The sequence below is a fragment of the Nocardia sp. A7 genome (assembly GCF_046549215.1).
In the GTDB taxonomy this organism is placed as follows: Bacteria; Actinomycetota; Actinomycetes; order Mycobacteriales; family Mycobacteriaceae; genus Nocardia.
The window spans coordinates 93,777-112,625 of the sequence record NZ_JAJPWE010000003.1 but is presented as its reverse complement, the minus strand read 5'-3'; the positions used below and the strand labels follow the sequence as shown (position 1 = coordinate 112,625).

Below are 18,849 nucleotides of genomic sequence, written 5' to 3'. Positions count from 1 at the left end.
CGACAGCGCGCACCCCGACCTGCGCCGACGTGGGCGATGACCGGGGCGCGCGCAGCCCGGAGTGTGGCGTGGGTCGCACTCGTGGCTACCCTCGACTCTCGTGCAAACGGTGCTGAGAGTCGACCTTGTCGGCCATGGCCTTACCGAGGCGGTACGTAAGGCGCGTTTTCCTGTCGATGAACCCCTCGACGAGTCGGGGCGGGCCGCGGTGCGGGCCTGTGTGCCGCTCGGTGAAGCGCTGGTGCGCACGGGGCCGGAGCGGCGGGCTCGGGAGACGGCGGAGGAATTGGGCCTGGTCGGTGAACAGGACGTCCGACTACGAGATCTCGACGCCGGGTCGTGGCGGGGCAGCGAGATGGGTAAACTCGCGCAGGATCAGTTGTTCGCCTGGCTGACCGATCCCGAATTCCGTGGGCACGGTGGGGAATCCATCAGTGATCTCGTCGATCGGGTGCGCTTCTGGTTGGCCGAGATCGCGTCGTCGCGGCGCGACACCGTGGCCGTGACGCATCCGGCCGTGGTGCGGGCGGCGCTGCTCGTGGTGCTCGACGCACCGACGAAGTCGTTCTGGCGCATGGATGTTCCGCCCGCGAGTGTCACTCGACTGCACTACCGGGGGAACTGGACGCTGCGGCTCGGCAACGGATAGCAAAGAAGACCCCGGAACCAAGGTTCCGGGGTCTTCTTTGTAGTAGCGGGAACAGGATTTGAACCTGCGACCTCTGGGTTATGAGCCCAGCGAGCTACCGAGCTGCTCCATCCCGCGTTGCAAATACCACTTTACACGGGGTGGGTCAGAAGGCGAAATCGCTGCCCTGATCAGCCGAAATGGATGCCCTGCGCCAGTGGGAGTTCGGTGGAGTAGTTGACCGTATTGGTCGCCCGGCGCATGTAGGCCTTCCACGAATCCGAGCCCGACTCGCGACCGCCGCCGGTGTTCTTCTCCCCACCGAACGCGCCGCCGATCTCCGCGCCCGATGTCCCGATATTGACATTGGCGATACCGCAGTCGGATCCGGCGAGGAACTGTTCGGCCTCGCGCTGGTCGAGGGTGAAGATCGACGAGGAAAGGCCCTGGGTCACACCGTTGTTCAGTGCGATGGCCTCGTCGAGGTCGTCGTAGGTCAGCACGTACAGAATCGGCGCGAAGGTCTCCTCGCGCACCAGTTCGGTCTGCGCGGGCATGCGGACCAGCGCTGGCCGCACGTAGTAGGCGTCGGGTCCGAGCAGCTCGACTCGCTCACCGCCACAGATGATCTCGCCGCCGTCGGACACCGCACCGACCAGCGCCTTCTGCATCGCCGCGAAGGCGTGCTCGTTGATCAGTGGCCCGACCAGCACCCCGTCATCGAGTGGATTGCCAACGGGTAGTTGGCGATACGCCGCGGCGAGCCGTTCGACCAGCTGATCGGCGATCGAGCGATGCGCGATCAACCGCCGCAGACTCGTACACCGCTGCCCCGCCGTCCCCGCCGCGGAGAAGACGATGCCACGCACCGCCAGCTCCAGATCCGCACTCGACGCCACGATCGCGGCATTGTTGCCACCCAGCTCGAGCAGGCACCGGCCGAACCTCCCGGCCACCCGCGGGGCGACGACGGCGCCCATCCGCACCGAACCGGTCGCACTCACCAGCGCGACCCGGGCATCGTCGACCAACGCCGAGCCGACGGCCGAATCGCCTTGAATCAGTTGGTGCACTTCGGGATCCGCCCCCACATCGACCGCGGCACGCCGCAGCAGCGTGTGACAGGCCAATGCCGTCAACGGCGTGGTCTCCGACGGCTTCCACACCACCGTGTCCCCGCACACCAGTGCGATCGCCGTGTTCCAAGCCCACACCGCGACAGGGAAATTGAACGCCGAGATCACCCCGACCACACCGAGCGGATGCCACGTCTCCATGAGCCGATGGCCGGGGCGCTCGGAAGGCATGGTGGCGCCGTACAGTTGGCGCGACAGCCCGATCGCGAACTCGCAGACGTCGATCATCTCCTGCACTTCGCCCAGTGCCTCCGGGCCGATCTTGCCCGCCTCCAGCGTCACCAGTTCGGCCAGCTCGTCCTGATGGGCCACCAGCAATTGGGCCAGCCTGCGCACCAACGCCGCTCGCACGGGGGCCGGGACCGTGCGCCACGCCTCGAAGGCGGTCGCGGCGCGGCCGATCGCGGCGTCGACGTCGGCGGGAGTGTCGGTGGTCAGCGGCAACAGGACGCCGCCGGAGATCGGTGTCCGAGCGAGCAGCGGGCCGGGTTCTGGCACCGCGGCGTCGAGGGTGTGCAGCAGCGCCCTGGCTCGGAGCGACAGCTGCTCGGAGAAGTTCACGGTCTGGGTCATCGGTAGTCTGCTCACCTTCTGCTGATTGGTACGACTCACGGAAAAGTTCGGGAGAATTCGGTGGGGAACGGAAAGAAGTTTTCCCCGCGCGAGCCCCGCGCTGAGTTAGCCTTCGCTGATGGCGGAAACACCGGCTCGACCCCAGCTCGACGACATCGATCGACTACTGATCAAAGAACTGATGGCCGACGGGCGCGCCACATTGTCGAATCTGGCGGAGAAGGCCAGCCTCTCGGTCTCCGCGGTGCAATCGCGGGTGCGCAGACTCGAAGCGCGCGGCGTGATCCGCGGATACGCGGCGCAGGTCGACCCCGAAGCGCTCGGGCACTTGTTGTCGGCGTTCGTCGCGATCACTCCTCTCGATCCGTCCCAGCCCGATGACGCACCCGCCTTGTTGCAGCACATCCCCGGCATCGAGGGGTGCCACTCGGTGGCGGGCGAGGAGAGCTACGTGCTGCTCGTGCGGGTGGCCTCGCCTCGGCATCTGGAACATCTGCTGCAGGAGATCAGAGCCACGGCCAACGTGCACACCCGCAGCACGATCATCCTGCAGACATTCTATGACAGGTAGCGATCCTTCGTAATTTGATTCGTCATACCGTGGAATTTCCGTAAATATTTGCGTATCGTCGGTTTTGTGACCATCGAACTGGAGCGCCCCGGCGCGGCGGTCATCCCCGCCAACCGGGTCAACGAAATCCTGTCATCGCACATCCTCGCGGACGGCTTCGAGCTCGTGCTCGACCTCCACCAGTCGCACGGCCGCATGCTCGTCGACGAACGTGACGGCACCAGCTATCTCGACATGTTCGGCTTCTTCGCCTCCAATGCGCTCGGGATGAACCATCCCGCGCTGGCAGGCGACGAACAATTTCTCGCCGAACTGCGCACCGCCGCGCTGAACAAGCCGAGCAACTCCGACATCTACACCGTCGAGATGGCCCGCTTCGTCGACACTTTCGCCCGTGTTCTCGGTGATCCCCACTTGCCGCATCTGTTCTTCGTCGACGGTGGTGCGCTCGCGGTGGAGAACGCGCTGAAAGTCGCTTTCGACTGGAAGAGTCGGCACAACGAATTGCACGGCCGCGCATCCGAACTCGGCACCAAGGTGCTGCACCTGACCGGTGCCTTCCACGGGCGCAGCGGCTATACGATGTCGCTCACCAATACCGATCCGGTCAAGACCGCGCGATTCCCGAAATTCGATTGGCCGCGCATCGACACCCCGCACACCTTCGCCGGGCCCGATATCGAGCCACTCGAAGCCCATGCGCTGGCCCAGGCCGAACAGGCCTTCGCCGACAACCCGCACGACATCGCCTGCTTCATCGCCGAGCCGATCCAGGGCGAGGGCGGTGACCGGCACCTGCGCCCGCAATTCCTCGCGGCCGTGCAGCGGCTCTGCCACGCCAACGACGCGCTGTTCGTCCTCGACGAGGTCCAAACCGGCGTCGGTCTGACCGGAACCACCTGGGCCTTCCAGCAATTGGGCCTGCGGCCCGATGTGGTGGCCTTCGGTAAGAAGACTCAGGTCTGCGGGATCATGGCAGGTGGGCGGGTCGACGAGGTGGCCGACAATGTCTTCCATGTGAGCTCACGGCTCAACTCCACCTGGGGCGGCAACCTCACCGACATGGTCAGAAGCCGCCGCATTCTCGAAGTGCTGGAACAGGATCGGCTGATCGACGGCGCGTTGCCGCTCGGCGCGTTCCTGCTCGACCGGCTCGGCGAGCTCGCCGCCGCGCACCCGGACACGGTGAGCGAGGCGCGTGGACGTGGGCTGATGTGCGCGATCACCCTGGCGACACCGGAGCTGCGCGATCGGTTGGTGACGGAACTGCGCGAACGCGAGCATGTGCTGCTGCTCGGCACGGGAGAACGCGGCATCCGGTTCCGTCCGCCGCTGACGGTTACCGAGGCGGAACTGAGTCAGGCCGTCAATGCACTCGACGCGGTGCTCGCACGAGAACGCCGGTAACTCACCGGATCCCGGACTGGGCCGACGGCACGATTGCCGTCGGCCCACTTCCTTCTCGGTCGAACGCCCGCGATCGCACTCTCCGCAGGTTGCTCGGTGCAGGCGACAGGTGATCAGGCCGACACGGTAATCAATCCGAGTGCGCCTGCAACGAATCGGTGGACCGAGGCCAGACCGGCGGCCAGCGCCTCGTCCTCACCGGGCCGAGCCCACCCGGTGACGGTCGCGGTGTCGTCGGGACCCGGCGTCACGCCGATCTCGGCGACCATCTCAGCCGTCGTCGGAACACAGACCGCCCAGGAGAAGTGCGACTCATCGGCCCACTGCGCCGATCGGGTGGCCACGTACTCGGGATCGGTGATGCCGCCATCGGCCAGCGCGGGGCGATCGTCGATGCGCTCGTCGGCGCGCAGCGCGCGCAGATACCAGGACCCTGCGTTGATCTCGATCGGTTCCACGTGCGCAGCCTAGTGGCCCGGTCGGTGTGTCAGGCCGTGCGGAGTACGCCGCCGCCGAGGATCGAGTGCACCGCCGTGCGGCCGATGTCGAGGGCGCGGGTGAGCAGGTCGGTATCGCGGGCCGCGCTGTCGATGGCGGGCGAACCGGCCGGGGGGTGGACCTGGAGGACCTGATCGCCGAGGCCGTCGAGGTAGGTGTCCTCCATCGCCTGCTGACCGGGCCGCTTGTTCCACGCCCGGAACGCACCGGGCGCGATGGCCCGCATGTAGCCGCCGCCGACCACCCGGTGCAGCAGGGGAGCGGGCGGGCGGAGTTCATCGGTGCGGCGGGTCCGCAGAACCAGGGCGTGGGTGGTGCCCGCGGCCACGGCGGTGCGGATCGGGACGGTCTCGGTGAGCCCGCCGTCGAAGTAGCTGCCACCCGCGAGGGCGACCGGTGGCCCTGCCAGCAGCGGCAGGCCCGCGGAGGCCCGCAGCGCGGTCATGAGGGTCTGTTTGTCGGTGATGTAGGGCCCGAGGTCCACCGACTGCCCGGTGCGGATATCGGTCGCGATCGGGTGGAAGGTGGTGGGGTTGGCCAGAATCGCGGGGAAGTCCATCGGCTCGATGCCGTCGTACACGCGATGCACGAGATAGTGCAGATCGAAGACGGGGCGACCGCGGAAGATGCGCACCGGATCGACCACGCGGCGCATGATCGCCGGATCGGTCCACGATCGCATCCCCGTCGCCGCACGCCCACACAGCAACCACGCGCCATTGATCGCGCCGGCCGACGTGCCGTAGACGGTGTCGAACACCTTCGCCAGGCCCAATTCCTCGAGCGCCTGCACCATGCCGCTGGAGTACACCCCGCGACTGCCACCGCCCTCGATGACGAGCGCGAGCCGATTACCGTCGCCGCGATGCCCGGATGCCCGGCGAGCCTCGATGACCTCGGCCACCGTTGCCGAACCCGGCGTCGAGAGCGGGTCCAGATCGGTGTGCGGAGTAATGGTCACCCGAACCACGATACGACAGAACATGGGCACTCATCCTGCGGAGACAGGTGATTTTCGTCCTGCGTTCACCCCGGCGAACGACAACGGGCGCCGGTCATGAAGACCCGGCGCCCGTTGGTGAGCTTTTACTACTTGATCTCCGCCAGGACCGTGCCCTGGGTGATCGCCGCACCCGCCGCGACGGCCAGACCGGTGACGACACCGGCCTTGTGCGCGTTGACCGGGTTCTCCATCTTCATGGCCTCTAGCACCACGATCAGGTCGCCGACCTCGACGGTCTGGCCCTCTTCGACCGCGACCTTCACGACGGTGCCCTGCATCGGCGCGGTCACCGCGTCACCCGACGCGGCACCGGCACCGGCGCCACCACGCTTGCGCGCCTTCGGCTTCTTGCGGACCACACCGTTGCCCGCCGAACCGGCAGCACCGCCACCGAGGGTGAACTGACCGGGCAGCGACACCTCGACGCGACGCCCACCGACCTCGACGACAACCTTCTGCCGGGGCAGATCGTCGTCGTCATCGTCGGAAGCACCCTCGGCGGTGTACGGCTCGACGGTGTTCTTCCACTCGTTCTCGATCCACTTGGTGTAGATGTCGAACTTCTGGCCGTCGCCGATGAAGGCCGGATCCTCGATCACCGCGCGGTGGAACGGGATCACCGTCGCCAGGCCATCGACCTCGAACTCGGCCAGCGCGCGGCGGGCCCGCTGCAGCGCCTGCTCGCGGTTCTCGCCGGTGACGATCAGCTTGGCAAGCATCGAGTCGAACTGACCGCCGATGACGCTGCCCTGGACCACACCGGAGTCGACGCGCACACCGGGGCCCGAGGGCTCGCGGTAGACGGTCACCGGGCCGGGGGCGGGCAGGAAGCCGCGACCGGCGTCCTCACCGTTGATCCGGAACTCGAACGAGTGCCCACGCGGAGTGGGGTCCTCGGTGATCGACAGTTCCTCGCCGTTGGCGATGCGGAACTGCTGACGCACCAGGTCGATGCCCGCGGTCTCCTCGGTGACCGGGTGCTCCACCTGCAGGCGGGTGTTCACCTCGAGGAACGACACGGTCTCGCCCTGCACCAGGTACTCCACGGTGCCCGCACCGTAGTAGCCCGCCTCGCGGCAGATCGCTTTGGCCGATTCGTGGATGGCGGCGCGGACCTCGTCGGACAGGAACGGCGCCGGCGCCTCCTCGACGAGCTTCTGGAACCGGCGCTGCAGCGAGCAGTCGCGGGTACCTGCGACGACCACGTTGCCGTGCTGGTCGGCGATGACCTGGGCTTCGACGTGGCGGGCCTTGTCGAGGTACTGCTCGACGAAGCACTCGCCGCGACCGAAGGCGGCGATGGCCTCACGGGTGGCCGACTCGAACAGCTCGGGGATCTCTTCGATGGTGTGGGCGACCTTCATGCCGCGGCCACCGCCACCGAAGGCGGCCTTGATGGCCACCGGGACGCCGTATTCCTTGGCGAACGCGACGACCTCGTCGGCGTTCTTGACCGGGTCCTTGGTGCCCGCGGCCATCGGCGCCTTCGCCTTCTCGGCGATGTGGCGCGCGGTGACCTTGTCACCCAGGTCGCGGATGGACTGCGGCGACGGGCCGATCCAGATCAGCCCGGCGTCGATGACGGCCTGGGCGAAGTCGGCGTTCTCGGAGAGGAAACCGTAGCCGGGGTGGATCGCGTCGGCGCCGGACTTGGCCGCGGCGTCGAGGATCTTGTCGAACACGAGGTACGACTCGGCGGAGGTCTGACCGCCGAGGGCGAACGCCTCGTCGGCGAGCTTCACGAAGGGAGCGTCGGCATCGGGCTCGGCGTACACCGCGACGCTGGTGATTCCCGCGTCCTTGGCAGCCCGGATCACGCGAACCGCGATCTCGCCGCGGTTAGCTACGAGTACCTTTGTGATCCGTGCGCTGGCATGGCTGGGCACTGAGCCTCCTGTGTGCAATCTTTGGTCGCGTCGGGGAACGGGTCGCCGGTTAGGCCCCGTGCCCGGTATCGACAACTTTCGTCTCGGGCGAGTCTAGGCAGTGTGCCAACCCCGCTCGAACTCGGCTAGCCCTACTGCCCAGTAGGTCGCAGGTCACACTACGCGGCGTCCGATGATGTGAACATGTTTCAAATGATCTGATTCGCGACACCGGGTTCGGGGCCCGTGGCGATCGGCACCCGCACCGAGTTGCCCCATTCGATCCACGAACCGTCGTAATTACGCACCGACCTGCGACCGAGCAGGAATGTCAGGACGAACCAGGTGTGGCTGGATCGCTCGCCTACCCGGCTGTACACGACCAGGTCGTCGGCGGGAAGTGCGCCGTAGACCTCGTCGAGTTCGGCGCGCGAGCGGAAGCGGCCGTCGATCGTGGCGGCCTCGGTCCACGGGATGTTCACCGCGGTCGGCACGTGTCCGCCACGGAGAGCGGCGTACTCCTGGTTCAGTGGCTTGTCCTCGAGCTCGCCGGAGTACTCCTGCGTCGAGCGCACGTCGACCAGCGGTTTGCCGAGCCTGCCGAGCACCTCCTCGCGGAACGCGCGCGCGGCCGAGTCGTCGCGCACGACCTCGGGGTAGTCGCTGGGTGTGGGGTAGGGCTGGTCGAACGTGGTGTCGCGTTCCTCGGAGATCCAGGCGTCGCGGCCGCCGTCGAGCAGGCGCACGTCCTCGTGGCCGAAGAGCGTGAAGATCCAGGCGGTGTGCGCGGCCTGGGCATTGCCGCGATCGCCGTAGATCACGACGGTGTCGTCGCGCTCGATGCCCTTGGCTCGCATCAGCTCGGTGAAGCGCTTGCCGTCGATGTAATCGCGGGTCACCGGGTCGCTCAGGTCGCCGCGCCAGTCGATCTTGACCGCGCCCGGGACATGGCCGATGTCGTAGAGCAGGATGTCATCGTTGGACTCGATGATTCGTAAACCACCCACACCGATGTTTGCGGACAGCCATTCTGTGGTTACCAATCGATGCGGGACTGCGTAGGAACCGAAGGCGGGGTGCGGATCCGGGGCGACGGGCACGGTGTGGTCCTTCACGCGAGTTGGGCGGGTGCGAGCACGGTGTGGTCGCAGCCGATGGTAAGTGTGTGGTGGCACATCACGAATCGACACAATGGGCGAATAAAGCGCACGGATGTCCGATAAAGTCTCTGGAGAGGAGGGGTGAGCTATGTCCGATTCTTGGCCGCGACGGCGACTGCTCGCGATCCTACGTGGCGCCACCGAGCCCCTCGATGCCCAGGAACTGGCCCGCATCACCGGACAGCACGTCACCACCGTTCGATTCCACCTCGACGTCCTCACCCGCGAATCGCTGGTTCGCCAGTTCCAGCAGCCCCCACGCGGCCGCGGTCGCCCGCGCATCGGCTATCGCGCGGTGCAGCGCTCGGTGGGATACCAGGAGCTCGCCCAGGTACTCGCCGACCACCTCGGTCCCGATCCGGTCGCCCGATCCGCCGCCGCCGTGGCCGCGGGCCGCGCGTGGGGCGCGCGGATGGACATCGGCACACAGCCGGTGGAAACCCTCGCCGATGCCAGGGACATCACCATGTCGCTGATGTCGGAACTCGGGTTCGCGCCCGAGAAGGAGCCGGCAGGCGAGACACCGGAGCACGTCCAGATCAACCTCACCGCCTGCCCGCTGCGAGAACTCGCCCGCTCACACGCCGAGGTGGTGTGCGGGGTGCACATGGGCCTCATGCGGGAGGTGCTCGAACGCAACGGCGCCCGTGGCCGGGTGGACGTGCAGCTGCATCCGTTCATCGAGCCCGAACTGTGCACGGCCAGGCTCGACCTGACGATGAGCGCGACCGATCGCACCCCGGCCAAGGAGCCGGGCGATCAGCACGTGATCGCGCCGTCAGCCCCGCGGATCCCGCCACAGCTGCGTGACACCGACGCCGACGTCTTCGAGCAGCCTGCGCAACAGCGGTAAGCCGATCCCGATGACGCTGGACGGGTCGCCTTCGATCCGGTCGACGAACCAGCCGCCCAGCCCGTCCAACGTGAACGCGCCCGCGACCTTCAGCGGTTCACCGGACGCGATGTAGGTATCGAGCTCGTCCGGCGTCGGCTTCGCGAAATGCACTGTGGTACTGCTGCATTCGGCCGACTCGGCGACGATCTCGCCGTCGCGTAACCGCAGCACGCAGTGCCCGGTGATCAGGTCCGCGCTGCGGCCCGCCATCGTGGCCCAGCGCTCGCGCGCCACCTCGGGGGTGTGCGGTTTGCCCTGCAGCTGCCCGTCGACGAGCAGCATCGAATCACAGCCGACGACGACACAGTCGGCGCTGAGCTCGGGAATCGACGCGGCGACGTCGGCCGCCTTGGCACGGGCCAAGGCGACGACGACATCGTGTGCGGAGGTACCGGCGGGCAGTGCCGCCGACACCGCGTCCTCGTCCACGCCCGAGACCCGCACCACGGGGTCGATGCCCGCGGTGCGCAGGATCCCGAGCCGGGCAGGCGAAGCGGACGCCAAGATCAGCTTTGTCACCCGCTCCGGCACCTCAGCGCAGATGCGACAGCATCGGGTACACGTACGGCGAGAACGGGTTGACGCCCCGATGCATCATCGTCGATGCGCCCCACGCGTCGGCCGGTCCGTTCGACCCACCGGTGGGCGCGTTGGCGGCCGCCGCGCTCAGGACGGCGACCAGAGCCGCGATGTCCTGATCGGTGGGCGAACCCTTGATAACGCGGAACAGCGGCTCGCCCGCGGCGTCGACGGGGGCCTGCGCCACCGTGTCCACTGAAAGTTCGGCCTCTTCGACGAGTGGTTCGACGACGAGCTCGAGCTCGGCGACTGTCAGCACGTCTTCTTCTGCCACAGTTGTCACAGTGCCAGATCCTTCCTGCACTTACTTCGCTTCACAGCGCGGTTGACGCGATCATTCCCGGTGTAGCCGCGCCGATCAATAGTTGTTTTCCACAACAAGTGTGCGCGGCCTATCCGGGATATCGCGTTTTCAGAGCGGAATGTTGCCGTGTTTCTTCGGCGGCATGGTCACCATTTTGCGCTCGAGCAGCCGCAGCGCCGACACGATTTGGCCACGGGTGTGCGAGGGCGGGATGACCGCGTCGACGTAGCCACGCTCGGCGGCGACGTACGGGTTCACCAGAGTGTCCTCGTACTCGTTCTGCAGCTCGAGGCGCAGTGCGTCGACATCGTCGCCGTTCTTGGCGGCGTCGGCCAGCTGCTTGCGGTAGACGAACCCGACGGCGCCCGAGGCACCCATCACGGCGATCTGGGCGGTGGGCCACGCCAGGTTCACATCGGCGCCCATGTGCTTGGAACCCATGACGTCGTAGGCGCCGCCGTAAGCCTTGCGAGTGATGATCGTGATCTTTCCCACAGTGGCCTCACCGTAGGCGTAGAGCAGCTTCGCGCCACGGCGGATGATGCCGTTGTATTCCTGGCCGGTGCCGGGCAGGAAGCCGGGCACATCCACCAGGGTGATGATCGGGATGTTGAAGGCGTCGCAGGTGCGCACGAAGCGCGCGGCCTTCTCCGAGGCGTCGATGTCGAGGCAACCGGCGAACTGGGTCGGCTGGTTGGCGACGATGCCGACGCTGCGGCCGTCCACGCGACCGAAGCAGCAGATGATGTTCATCGCGCGCTCGGCCTGGACCTCGAGGAATTCGTCGTCGTCGAGCAGACGGCGGATGACCTCGTGCATGTCGTAGGGCTGGTTCGGCGAGTCGGGGATGATCGTGTCGAGCTCGATATCCTCATCGGTGAGCGACTCTTCGATCGCGCCGTTGATCGGGTCGGTGGGCGCGTGGCGCGGGGCCTCGGCGCGGTTGTTGCTCGGCAGGTAGCTCAGCAGGTCCTTGACGTAGTCGAGGGCGTCCTGCTCGCCGGAGGCGACGTAGTGGGCGACACCGGACTTCACCATGTGGGTGTGCGCGCCACCCAGGTCCTCCATGGAGACCTCTTCACCGGTGACGGTCTTGATCACGTCGGGTCCGGTGACGAACATCTGCGAGGTCTGATCGACCATCACCACGAAGTCGGTGAGGGCGGGGGAGTACACGTGACCACCCGCGGCTGCGCCCATGATCAGCGAGATCTGCGGGATCACGCCGGAGGCCTGCACATTGCGGTGGAAGATCTCGCCGTAGAGCCCGAGGGAGACGACGCCCTCCTGGATCCGCGCGCCCGCGCCTTCGTTGATGCCGACCAGCGGACGGCCGGTCTTGATCGCCAGGTCCATCACCTTGACGATCTTCTCGCCGTAGACCTCGCCGAGGGAACCACCGAACACGGTGACGTCCTGGGAGAAGATGCACACGTCGCGACCGTCGATGGTGCCGTAACCGGTGACGACGCCGTCGCCGAGCGGGCGGTTGTGCTCCAGACCGAAATTCACACTGCGGTGCTTGGCGAGGGCGTCGAGCTCTACGAAGGAGCCCTCGTCGACCAGAGCCAGGATGCGCTCACGCGCGGTCATCTTGCCCTTGGCGTGCACCTTGTCGATCGCGGTCTCACCCATCGGGTGTTGCGCTTCTTCCAGCCGATTCCGCAGATCAGCCAGCTTCCCGGCGGTGGTGTGGATATCGGGGGTGCCCGCCGATTCCGATGCGGGCTGCTGCTGGACACTCGTCATGGGTTGCGAGTGTAACGAGTGACACCGTCACGCACTACGGCAGTCTCGCTTACCGGTCAGTAGAGAAACCCCAGCTAGGTATGGTCGTGACCATTAACAGAAGACTCCAGTAACGTGCCGAGAATGAACCGGGCACCCTTGGATGTACAGCGTCTGCGCAGCTCGCCGGGAGTGTTGTTCTTCGACCGGATCGATGTGGTCGAGTCGACCGGATCGACCAACGCCGATCTGGTCGCCCGCGCCGCCGACCCGTCCGTCGACCGCCAGGCTCTGCTCGCCGAGGAACAGGTGAGCGGTCGCGGCAGGCACGCCCGCGCCTGGGTGAGTCCGCCGCGTGCGCAGATCTCGCTGTCGATCCTGGTGCGCCTGCCCGGCATCGACCCCGCCGCGCTCGGCTGGTTGCCGTTGCTCACCGGCATCTCGGTGGTCGACGCGCTGCGTGGCGCGGCCGGGGTCGCGCCGGCCTTGAAGTGGCCCAACGATGTGCTGCTCGACGGCCGCAAGCTCGCGGGCATCCTGGCCGAGGTCGCCGCGACCGGGAGCTCGCCCGCGGTGGTGGTCGGCATCGGCATGAATGTCGACCTCGACGAGTCGGAACTGCCTGTCGCCCATGCGACTTCGCTGTCCTTGGCCGGTGCGCGCGACATCGACCGCACCGCCTTGGTCGCCGCGATCCTGGCCGAGTTCGCGCGCCGCTTCACCGCGTGGGAGCGGTCGGGCTGGGACAGCATCGAACTCGCGGCCGCCTATCGCGAACGCTGCGCCACCATCGGCATCGACGTGCGCGCCGAACTCCCCGGCGGAAAGGTCATCACCGGCGTCGCGACCGGTATCGACGACACCGGCCGACTGCTCATCGGCGGCGAAGCGGTATCCGCGGGCGACGTCTCCCACCTGCGCGGACAGTACTGAGGACGGGCCCGCGCACGCCGGGCCCGTCCTCAGAGATCACAGTGCGGCCACACCGGTGGTCGCACGCTCGGCCACCACGCGCTCGCGCGCCAGCAGCCGGTCGCGCTGCTCCTCGAAGCGCAGCACGTCCTTCTCCAGCGTGTCGATGAACAGCGCGAGTTCATCGCGCGCTGCCTCGCCCCGCGCACCGAAGTCGTTGCGCTCGAAGATGTTCCACTGCTTGAGCACCGGCCGCACCACCTCGTCGAGGTGCTGGCGCAGGTCGTAGATGCCGTGCTTGGCCATCAGCACGCCGTTGCGCCGCCAGTTGGGCATGCCCGCGCCCGGCATCTGGAAGTTGGTGAGCACCTTGGTGATCGCGGGCATCGCCTGGTTGGGCGCGAGGTCGAGCGCCGCCGCGCACAGGTTGCGGTAGAAGATCATGTGCAGGTTCTCGTCGGTGGCGACGCGGGCCAGCATCTTGTCGGCGATCGGGTCGTCGCAGACGCGACCGGTGTTGCGGTGGCTCACCCGGGTGGCCAGCTCCTGGAATGTCACATACGCGACGTTGACCAGGAAGCCACCCCAGTTCGCCGGCGCGTGCGCACCCTGGGTCATGTGGATCATCCGCGCTTCTTCCAGCGCCACCGGGTCGACGCCACGGGTGACGACGAGGTAATCGCGGATCACGATGCCGTGGCGGTTCTCCTCGGCGGTCCAGCGGCCCACCCAGGTGCCCCACGCGCCGTCGAGAGAGAAATTCTCTGCGATCTCCCGGTGATAGGACGGCAGATTGTCCTCGGTGAGCAGATTGGTGATCATCGCCGCCTTGGCGACATCGGTGAGCTTGGATTGCGAAGGTTCCCAATCGGTTCCGCCCATCGCGGCGAAATTGCGGCCTTCGTCCCACGGCACGTAATCGTGCGGATTCCAGTCCTTGGCGATGGAAAGGTGCCGGTTGAGGTTCTGTTCGGCCACTGGTTCGAGGGCCGTGAGGATTTCGAGCTGAGTCAGATCTTCGGTCACGCGTGCCTCCACTGTCGGTGTCGAGCAAGCAGATAAGGACAAAACCTGGCATCTAGCGTGTAATCCACAGTATCGCCTCAGTCGTGGCATCGAGAAATGCGGTGTGCCGTCGCGGTACTGTTCGAGCATGGGTTACCCGGAGGATGTCCTCGCGCCCGACGAGCAGCTGATCCTGCACCGCCACCCACATTGGAAAATGCTGGTCTGGCCCATCGTCTTTCTCATCGCCGTGACCGCGCTCGCCGGTTTCCTCGGCGGGCTGGCCTACCGCAACGCCACCGGCCACGTGCGCACGGTGCTGCTGCTGCTGATCGGTCTGATCTGGCTCGGGCTGGTCGCCTGGCGGGTGGTCGCCCGCGTGATCGCCTGGAAGTCCACGCATTTCATCGTCACCGGGCGACGGGTGCTGGTGCGCCAGGGCGTGCTCACCCACACCGGCATCGATATCCCGCTCAGCCGCATATCCAGTGTCCAGTTCCGCCACGGTCTCTGGGACCGGGTACTGGGCACCGGCACATTGATCATCGGTTCCTCCTCGGAGGAGCCGCTCGAATACGACGACGTGCCCCAGGTGCAGCAGGTCCACTCGCTGCTCTACCACCAGGTGTTCGAGGCGGGTCGCTCCGCCAACGAGCAACACTGGGGTGGCGGCTACCGGTGAGCTGCCCGTCCCTGCTGATCGGAAACATTTAACCTGTGCACATGACCGCAGTACTGCTGGCCGAAGACGACGAGGCGATCGCCGCACCCCTGTCGCGCGCACTGGGGCGTGAGGGCTACACCGTCACCGTCGAACGCTTCGGCCCCGCCGTGTTGCGCCGTGCCCTCGAGGGCAATCACGACCTGCTGATCCTCGACCTCGGGCTGCCCGGTATGGACGGGCTAGAGGTGTGTCGGCAGGTGCGGGCCAGCGGCGCCGATCTGGCGGTGCTGATGCTCACCGCCCGCACCGACGAGGTCGACTTCGTCGTCGGCCTCGACGCGGGCGCCGACGACTATGTCGGCAAACCGTTCCGGCTGGCCGAACTTCTCGCTCGCGTGCGAGCTCTGTTGCGACGCAGCGGAATCGGTGACGACGCGGTGGAGGTCGGCGCGATCCGCCTCGAACCGGCGGCGCGGCGCGTCCTGGTCAACGGGGCCGAGGTGAACCTGGCCAACAAGGAATACGAGCTGCTCAAGGTCCTCATCGACCGCGCCGGTCAGGTGGTGGCGCGCGAGACCATCCTGCGCGAGGTCTGGGGCGACGCCGACCTGCGCGGTTCCAAGACCCTCGACATGCACATGTCCTGGTTGCGCCGCAAGATCGGTGACGAGGGCCCGATGGCCGAGCGCCGGATTGTCACCGTGCGCGGTGTCGGATTCCGGCTCAACACCGACGGTCCCACCTCACACCGAGGCTGACGGGTGCGCCGCCGCATCCTGCGTTCGATCCTGACCGTGCTGACCATCACCACGGTGGTGCTCGGCGTGCCCCTGATCTACACCGCCTGGCTGTGGGTCGAGGACATCACCCGCAACGACCTGCAGAGTCGCCTCGAACGGATCTCGACCGAGGTGATCGCCCAGGAAGGCGGCGACGGGACCGTCCATGACGGCCTCGACGTGCGCGCCATGAGCGCGCTGGTCCCCGAGGGCGGCAAGCTCACGATCGTCTATCCGGCCCCGCACGACAATGCCGCGCGTACCGATATCGGCGTCGGCGAGGTGGCGGATCCGCTGGTCGAATCGCTGTCGATGGGCACGTCCGGTTCGCTGCGGCTCGAGGTGCCCGCCGGGCCGATGCATTCGCGGCAGGAGCAAGCGGTGGCCGCGGTGGCGTTGGCCGTGCTCGCCTCGCTCGGTGCGGCGTTCTCGGTCGCCGTGGTGACCGCGCGCCGGGTGGCCGACCCGCTGCGCGATGTGGCAGCGCGAGCGGCCCGGTTGGCGATGGGCGACTTCCGACCCGATCCCCGCCGCCACGGCATCGCCGAACTGGACCGGGTCTCCGACGTGCTCGATTCGGCGACCGTCGAGATCGCGGGCCGCCTGCAACGCGAGCACGCGCTGGTCGCCGACGTTTCCCACCAGCTACGCAGCCGCCTGACCGCCGTTCGCTTGCGCCTTGACGAGTTGTCCACCCACGCCGACCCCGAGGTGGTACACGAGGCCGAGGAGGCGATGGCGCAGGTCGACCGGCTCACCGACGCCATCGACGACCTGGTTCGCGCCTCCCGCGACGAAGACGCCACCGACCGCGATCCGGTCCCGGTGATGGCGGAACTGCGCGGCGTCGTCACCGAGTGGACCCACCCGTTCCACGAGGCCGGGCGTGAACTGCTCCTACTCGGCGACGAATCCCTGCAGGCCCCGATCAGCGGTTCGCGGCTGCGTGAGGCCGTCGCGGTGCTGGTCGACAATGCCCTGATGCACGGCGGCGGCGCTTGCACGGTCTCGGTCCGCACCGTCCCGACGATGAGTTCGCGCGATCCGCTGATCTGTGTGGAGGTGTCCGACGAGGGCGAGGGCGTGCGCGATGAACTCGCACCGCACATCTTCGATCGTGGTTTCTCCGCGGGTGGGTCGACCGGTGTCGGTCTCGCGCTGGCCCGCGCGCTGGTCGAGGCCGACGGTGGCAGGCTCGAGCTGCAGCGGCGGCGGCCTGCCCTGTTCGCGGTGTTCCTCGGCTCCAAGCTCAACCGACCGCAGAACGCGACGCTGACCGAGCCGCGCTGACCTCAGCTGCGGCCGTTCGGTCAGCTGTGGCCGAGGTGCTCTTGTTCCTCTTCGATCAGGTCCTCGAGCTCGGCGACGATCTCGTCCATCTCGTCGGGGAACACCCAGCGCCGCATCGCCCAGAACCGGAACGCCATCTGCAAGAGGTTGCCGATGATGAACGCGCTGAAGAAGTCGGCCAGGTTCTCGACCAGGAAGCTCACATGGGGTTCGCGCAGATCGAGCACATAGATCGAGATCCACAGCGGGATATTGGCCAGGACCACCCCGATCCCGCTCACCCCGAAGAACAGCATCGCCTCGTGATGTTTATCCCGGCCGCCCCTGTTCTTGAACGACCATTCCCGGTTGAGGACGTAGGACGCGATCACCGCCACCACGCCCGAGATGATCTTGGCGGTAATCGGCTTCTCCGCGAGAACCGTCCATTTCAGGAGGTAGAACAGGCCGCTGTCGATCACGAACGTCGTCGCTCCGACGATGGCGAACTTGATCAGCTCTTTATGCTTGATCGCAGTCGCACGCATGCGCGGGGGTAGGACGTTGACCACGTCGTCGACGATTGACACGAGTTCTGAGTGTACCGGTCGCGAACATTCGCATTCGACATGACAACATTGCACGACGTGAGTGCACGTTCATTCGATCCGTCAGCCATGCCCACCGTCACGATGGTCGGTGGGGGCCAACTCGCGCGCATGACGCACCAGGCTGCGATTGCCCTGGGACAGCGTCTACGGGTGCTCGCCGAGCGGCCCGACGACCCGGCCGCCCAGGTCAGTCCCGACGTCGTGTTCGGCAGCCACGACGACCTGTCCGCGCTGCGCAGAGCCGCCAAGGGCTCGCACGCGCTGACCTTCGACCACGAGCACGTGCCGACCGAGCACCTCGACGTGCTGGTCGCCGAGGGCGTGAACGTTTCCCCGCCGCCGCAGGCGTTGATCTTCGCCCAGGACAAGCTGGCGATGCGCAACAAGCTGTCCGCGCTGGGTCTGCCGGTGCCCGCGTTCGTCGAGGTCACCGCGCCCGCCGACGCTGTCGCCTTCGGTGACGAGCACGGCTGGCCCTTCGTGTTGAAGGCGGTGCGCGGCGGTTACGACGGTCGCGGGGTGTGGATGCCCACCGATGCGGCCGAGGCCACGCAATTGGTCACCGACCAGCTCGCGCACGGCGTGCAGTTGCTGGCGGAGTCGAAGGTCGCGTTGAAGCGTGAGCTGTCGGCGATGGTCGCGCGGTCCCCGTTCGGGCAGGCCGCGACCTGGCCGGTCGTGGAGACCGTGCAGCGCAACGGTCAGTGCGCCGTGGTGATCGCCCCGGCCCAGGACCTGGACGAGGACCTGGCCGCGCGCGCCGAGACCATGGCGCTGGAGCTCGCCGCGGGACTCGGTGTGGTGGGAGTCATGGCCGTCGAGCTGTTCGAGACCCACGACGGCGAACTGCTGGTGAACGAGCTCGCGATGCGCCCGCACAATTCCGGCCACTGGGGCATGGACGGTGCCCGCACCGGCCAGTTCGAGCAGCACCTGCGCGCGGTCCTGGACTATCCGCTCGGCGACACCAGCCCCCTCGCGGCGGTGACGGTGATGTCGAACATCCTCGGTGCCGCGCAGACTCCCGAGATGTCGATGGACGAACGCCTGCACCACCTGTTCGCCCGCCTGCCCGAGGCCAAGGTGCACCTCTACGGCAAGGGCGAGCGCCCCGACCGCAAGATCGGCCACATCAACATTCTCGGTGACGACGCCACCGAGGTCCGCGAAAAGGCCGAGCGGGCAGCGCACTGGATGTCGCACGCCGTCTGGACCGACGGCTGGGACCCGCACGGCGCGTGAGATCGAATCAGCCGAAACAC

The 18,849-nt window shown here is 67.2% G+C and carries 19 protein-coding genes and 1 tRNA gene; 9 read left to right on the top strand and 11 right to left on the bottom strand.

Annotated features, from left to right (window positions below):
- Positions 1 to 100: 100 nt before the first annotated feature.
- Positions 101 to 649 carry a histidine phosphatase family protein gene (locus tag ACLJPD_RS18590; RefSeq protein ID WP_410873571.1) on the top strand — a complete coding sequence of 183 codons (549 nt, stop codon included), beginning with the start codon at positions 101 to 103 and terminating at the stop codon, positions 647 to 649.
- Between the two features lie 43 nt (positions 650 to 692).
- Here the strand turns inward: ACLJPD_RS18590 and ACLJPD_RS18585 are convergent.
- Positions 693 to 766, bottom strand: a tRNA-Met gene (locus tag ACLJPD_RS18585).
- Positions 767 to 819: 53 nt separating this feature from the next.
- Positions 820 to 2,337, bottom strand: coding sequence for an aldehyde dehydrogenase family protein (locus ACLJPD_RS18580; RefSeq protein WP_410873569.1), 1,518 nt, complete (start codon positions 2,335 to 2,337; stop codon positions 820 to 822).
- A 118-nt stretch (positions 2,338 to 2,455) separates the two neighbouring features.
- Between ACLJPD_RS18580 and ACLJPD_RS18575 the strand changes: the two genes are divergently transcribed.
- Both ACLJPD_RS18575 and lat read left to right on the top strand, forming a co-directional pair.
- Positions 2,456 to 2,908: an Lrp/AsnC family transcriptional regulator gene (locus ACLJPD_RS18575; protein ID WP_194826048.1), complete on the top strand. Its 453-nt coding sequence runs from the start codon at positions 2,456 to 2,458 to the stop codon at positions 2,906 to 2,908.
- A 66-nt stretch (positions 2,909 to 2,974) separates the two neighbouring features.
- Positions 2,975 to 4,315 (top strand): L-lysine 6-transaminase, encoded by a 1,341-nt coding sequence (gene lat, locus ACLJPD_RS18570; RefSeq protein ID WP_410873567.1) that lies wholly within the window; start codon positions 2,975 to 2,977, stop codon positions 4,313 to 4,315.
- Between the two features lie 113 nt (positions 4,316 to 4,428).
- Here lat and ACLJPD_RS18565 read toward each other — a convergent pair whose 3' ends face one another.
- From ACLJPD_RS18565 to ACLJPD_RS18550, 4 genes are all read right to left on the bottom strand, one after another.
- A complete protein-coding gene (locus tag ACLJPD_RS18565) occupies positions 4,429 to 4,773 on the bottom strand; it encodes a hypothetical protein (RefSeq protein ID WP_410873565.1) in 345 nt (114 codons plus the stop codon).
- A gap of 29 nt (positions 4,774 to 4,802) precedes the next feature.
- On the bottom strand, positions 4,803 to 5,768 hold the full coding sequence (locus ACLJPD_RS18560) for a patatin family protein (protein WP_410874485.1): 966 nt from the start codon (positions 5,766 to 5,768) through the stop codon (positions 4,803 to 4,805).
- 134 nt (positions 5,769 to 5,902) lie between these two features.
- Positions 5,903 to 7,702: an acetyl/propionyl/methylcrotonyl-CoA carboxylase subunit alpha gene (locus ACLJPD_RS18555; RefSeq protein WP_410873563.1), complete on the bottom strand. Its 1,800-nt coding sequence runs from the start codon at positions 7,700 to 7,702 to the stop codon at positions 5,903 to 5,905.
- Positions 7,703 to 7,890: 188 nt separating this feature from the next.
- Positions 7,891 to 8,781 (bottom strand): sulfurtransferase, encoded by an 891-nt coding sequence (locus tag ACLJPD_RS18550; protein WP_410873562.1) that lies wholly within the window; start codon positions 8,779 to 8,781, stop codon positions 7,891 to 7,893.
- 148 nt (positions 8,782 to 8,929) lie between these two features.
- On the opposite strand from ACLJPD_RS18550, the gene ACLJPD_RS18545 reads away from it, so the two are divergent.
- The gene (locus tag ACLJPD_RS18545) at positions 8,930 to 9,694 is read left to right on the top strand and encodes a helix-turn-helix transcriptional regulator (RefSeq protein ID WP_410873560.1); all 765 of its coding nucleotides are present in this window, start codon (positions 8,930 to 8,932) and stop codon (positions 9,692 to 9,694) included.
- Here the strand turns inward: ACLJPD_RS18545 and ACLJPD_RS18540 are convergent.
- The 3 genes from ACLJPD_RS18540 to ACLJPD_RS18530 all read right to left on the bottom strand — a co-directional run bounded on the left by ACLJPD_RS18540 (position 9,620) and on the right by ACLJPD_RS18530 (position 12,368).
- Complete coding sequence (locus ACLJPD_RS18540) at positions 9,620 to 10,255, bottom strand: Maf family protein (protein WP_410873558.1); 636 nt, start codon at positions 10,253 to 10,255, stop codon at positions 9,620 to 9,622. The two genes, ACLJPD_RS18545 and ACLJPD_RS18540, sit on opposite strands and share 75 nt — an antisense overlap.
- A gap of 13 nt (positions 10,256 to 10,268) precedes the next feature.
- Positions 10,269 to 10,598 carry an acyl-CoA carboxylase epsilon subunit gene (locus ACLJPD_RS18535; RefSeq protein ID WP_410873556.1) on the bottom strand — a complete coding sequence of 110 codons (330 nt, stop codon included), beginning with the start codon at positions 10,596 to 10,598 and terminating at the stop codon, positions 10,269 to 10,271.
- A 129-nt stretch (positions 10,599 to 10,727) separates the two neighbouring features.
- Positions 10,728 to 12,368: an acyl-CoA carboxylase subunit beta gene (locus ACLJPD_RS18530; protein WP_410873554.1), complete on the bottom strand. Its 1,641-nt coding sequence runs from the start codon at positions 12,366 to 12,368 to the stop codon at positions 10,728 to 10,730.
- Positions 12,369 to 12,491: 123 nt separating this feature from the next.
- Between ACLJPD_RS18530 and ACLJPD_RS18525 the strand changes: the two genes are divergently transcribed.
- On the top strand, positions 12,492 to 13,280 hold the full coding sequence (locus tag ACLJPD_RS18525; protein WP_410873552.1) for a biotin--[acetyl-CoA-carboxylase] ligase: 789 nt from the start codon (positions 12,492 to 12,494) through the stop codon (positions 13,278 to 13,280).
- Positions 13,281 to 13,316: 36 nt separating this feature from the next.
- On the opposite strand, the gene ACLJPD_RS18520 is transcribed toward ACLJPD_RS18525, so the two are convergent.
- Complete coding sequence (locus tag ACLJPD_RS18520) at positions 13,317 to 14,285, bottom strand: acyl-ACP desaturase (RefSeq protein ID WP_410873550.1); 969 nt, start codon at positions 14,283 to 14,285, stop codon at positions 13,317 to 13,319.
- A 127-nt stretch (positions 14,286 to 14,412) separates the two neighbouring features.
- On the opposite strand from ACLJPD_RS18520, the gene ACLJPD_RS18515 reads away from it, so the two are divergent.
- The 3 genes from ACLJPD_RS18515 to ACLJPD_RS18505 are packed head-to-tail and all read left to right on the top strand — an operon-like array spanning position 14,413 to position 16,997.
- A complete protein-coding gene (locus ACLJPD_RS18515; RefSeq protein WP_410873548.1) occupies positions 14,413 to 14,946 on the top strand; it encodes a PH domain-containing protein in 534 nt (177 codons plus the stop codon).
- 41 nt (positions 14,947 to 14,987) lie between these two features.
- On the top strand, positions 14,988 to 15,686 hold the full coding sequence (locus ACLJPD_RS18510) for a response regulator transcription factor (RefSeq protein ID WP_056818039.1): 699 nt from the start codon (positions 14,988 to 14,990) through the stop codon (positions 15,684 to 15,686).
- 3 nt (positions 15,687 to 15,689) lie between these two features.
- Positions 15,690 to 16,997, top strand: coding sequence for a sensor histidine kinase (locus tag ACLJPD_RS18505; RefSeq protein WP_410873546.1), 1,308 nt, complete (start codon positions 15,690 to 15,692; stop codon positions 16,995 to 16,997).
- Between the two features lie 20 nt (positions 16,998 to 17,017).
- Here ACLJPD_RS18505 and ACLJPD_RS18500 read toward each other — a convergent pair whose 3' ends face one another.
- Positions 17,018 to 17,566 (bottom strand): GtrA family protein, encoded by a 549-nt coding sequence (locus ACLJPD_RS18500; RefSeq protein ID WP_410873544.1) that lies wholly within the window; start codon positions 17,564 to 17,566, stop codon positions 17,018 to 17,020.
- Between the two features lie 39 nt (positions 17,567 to 17,605).
- Between ACLJPD_RS18500 and ACLJPD_RS18495 the strand changes: the two genes are divergently transcribed.
- Positions 17,606 to 18,829: a 5-(carboxyamino)imidazole ribonucleotide synthase gene (locus ACLJPD_RS18495; RefSeq protein ID WP_410873542.1), complete on the top strand. Its 1,224-nt coding sequence runs from the start codon at positions 17,606 to 17,608 to the stop codon at positions 18,827 to 18,829.
- Positions 18,830 to 18,849: the final 20 nt, after the last annotated feature.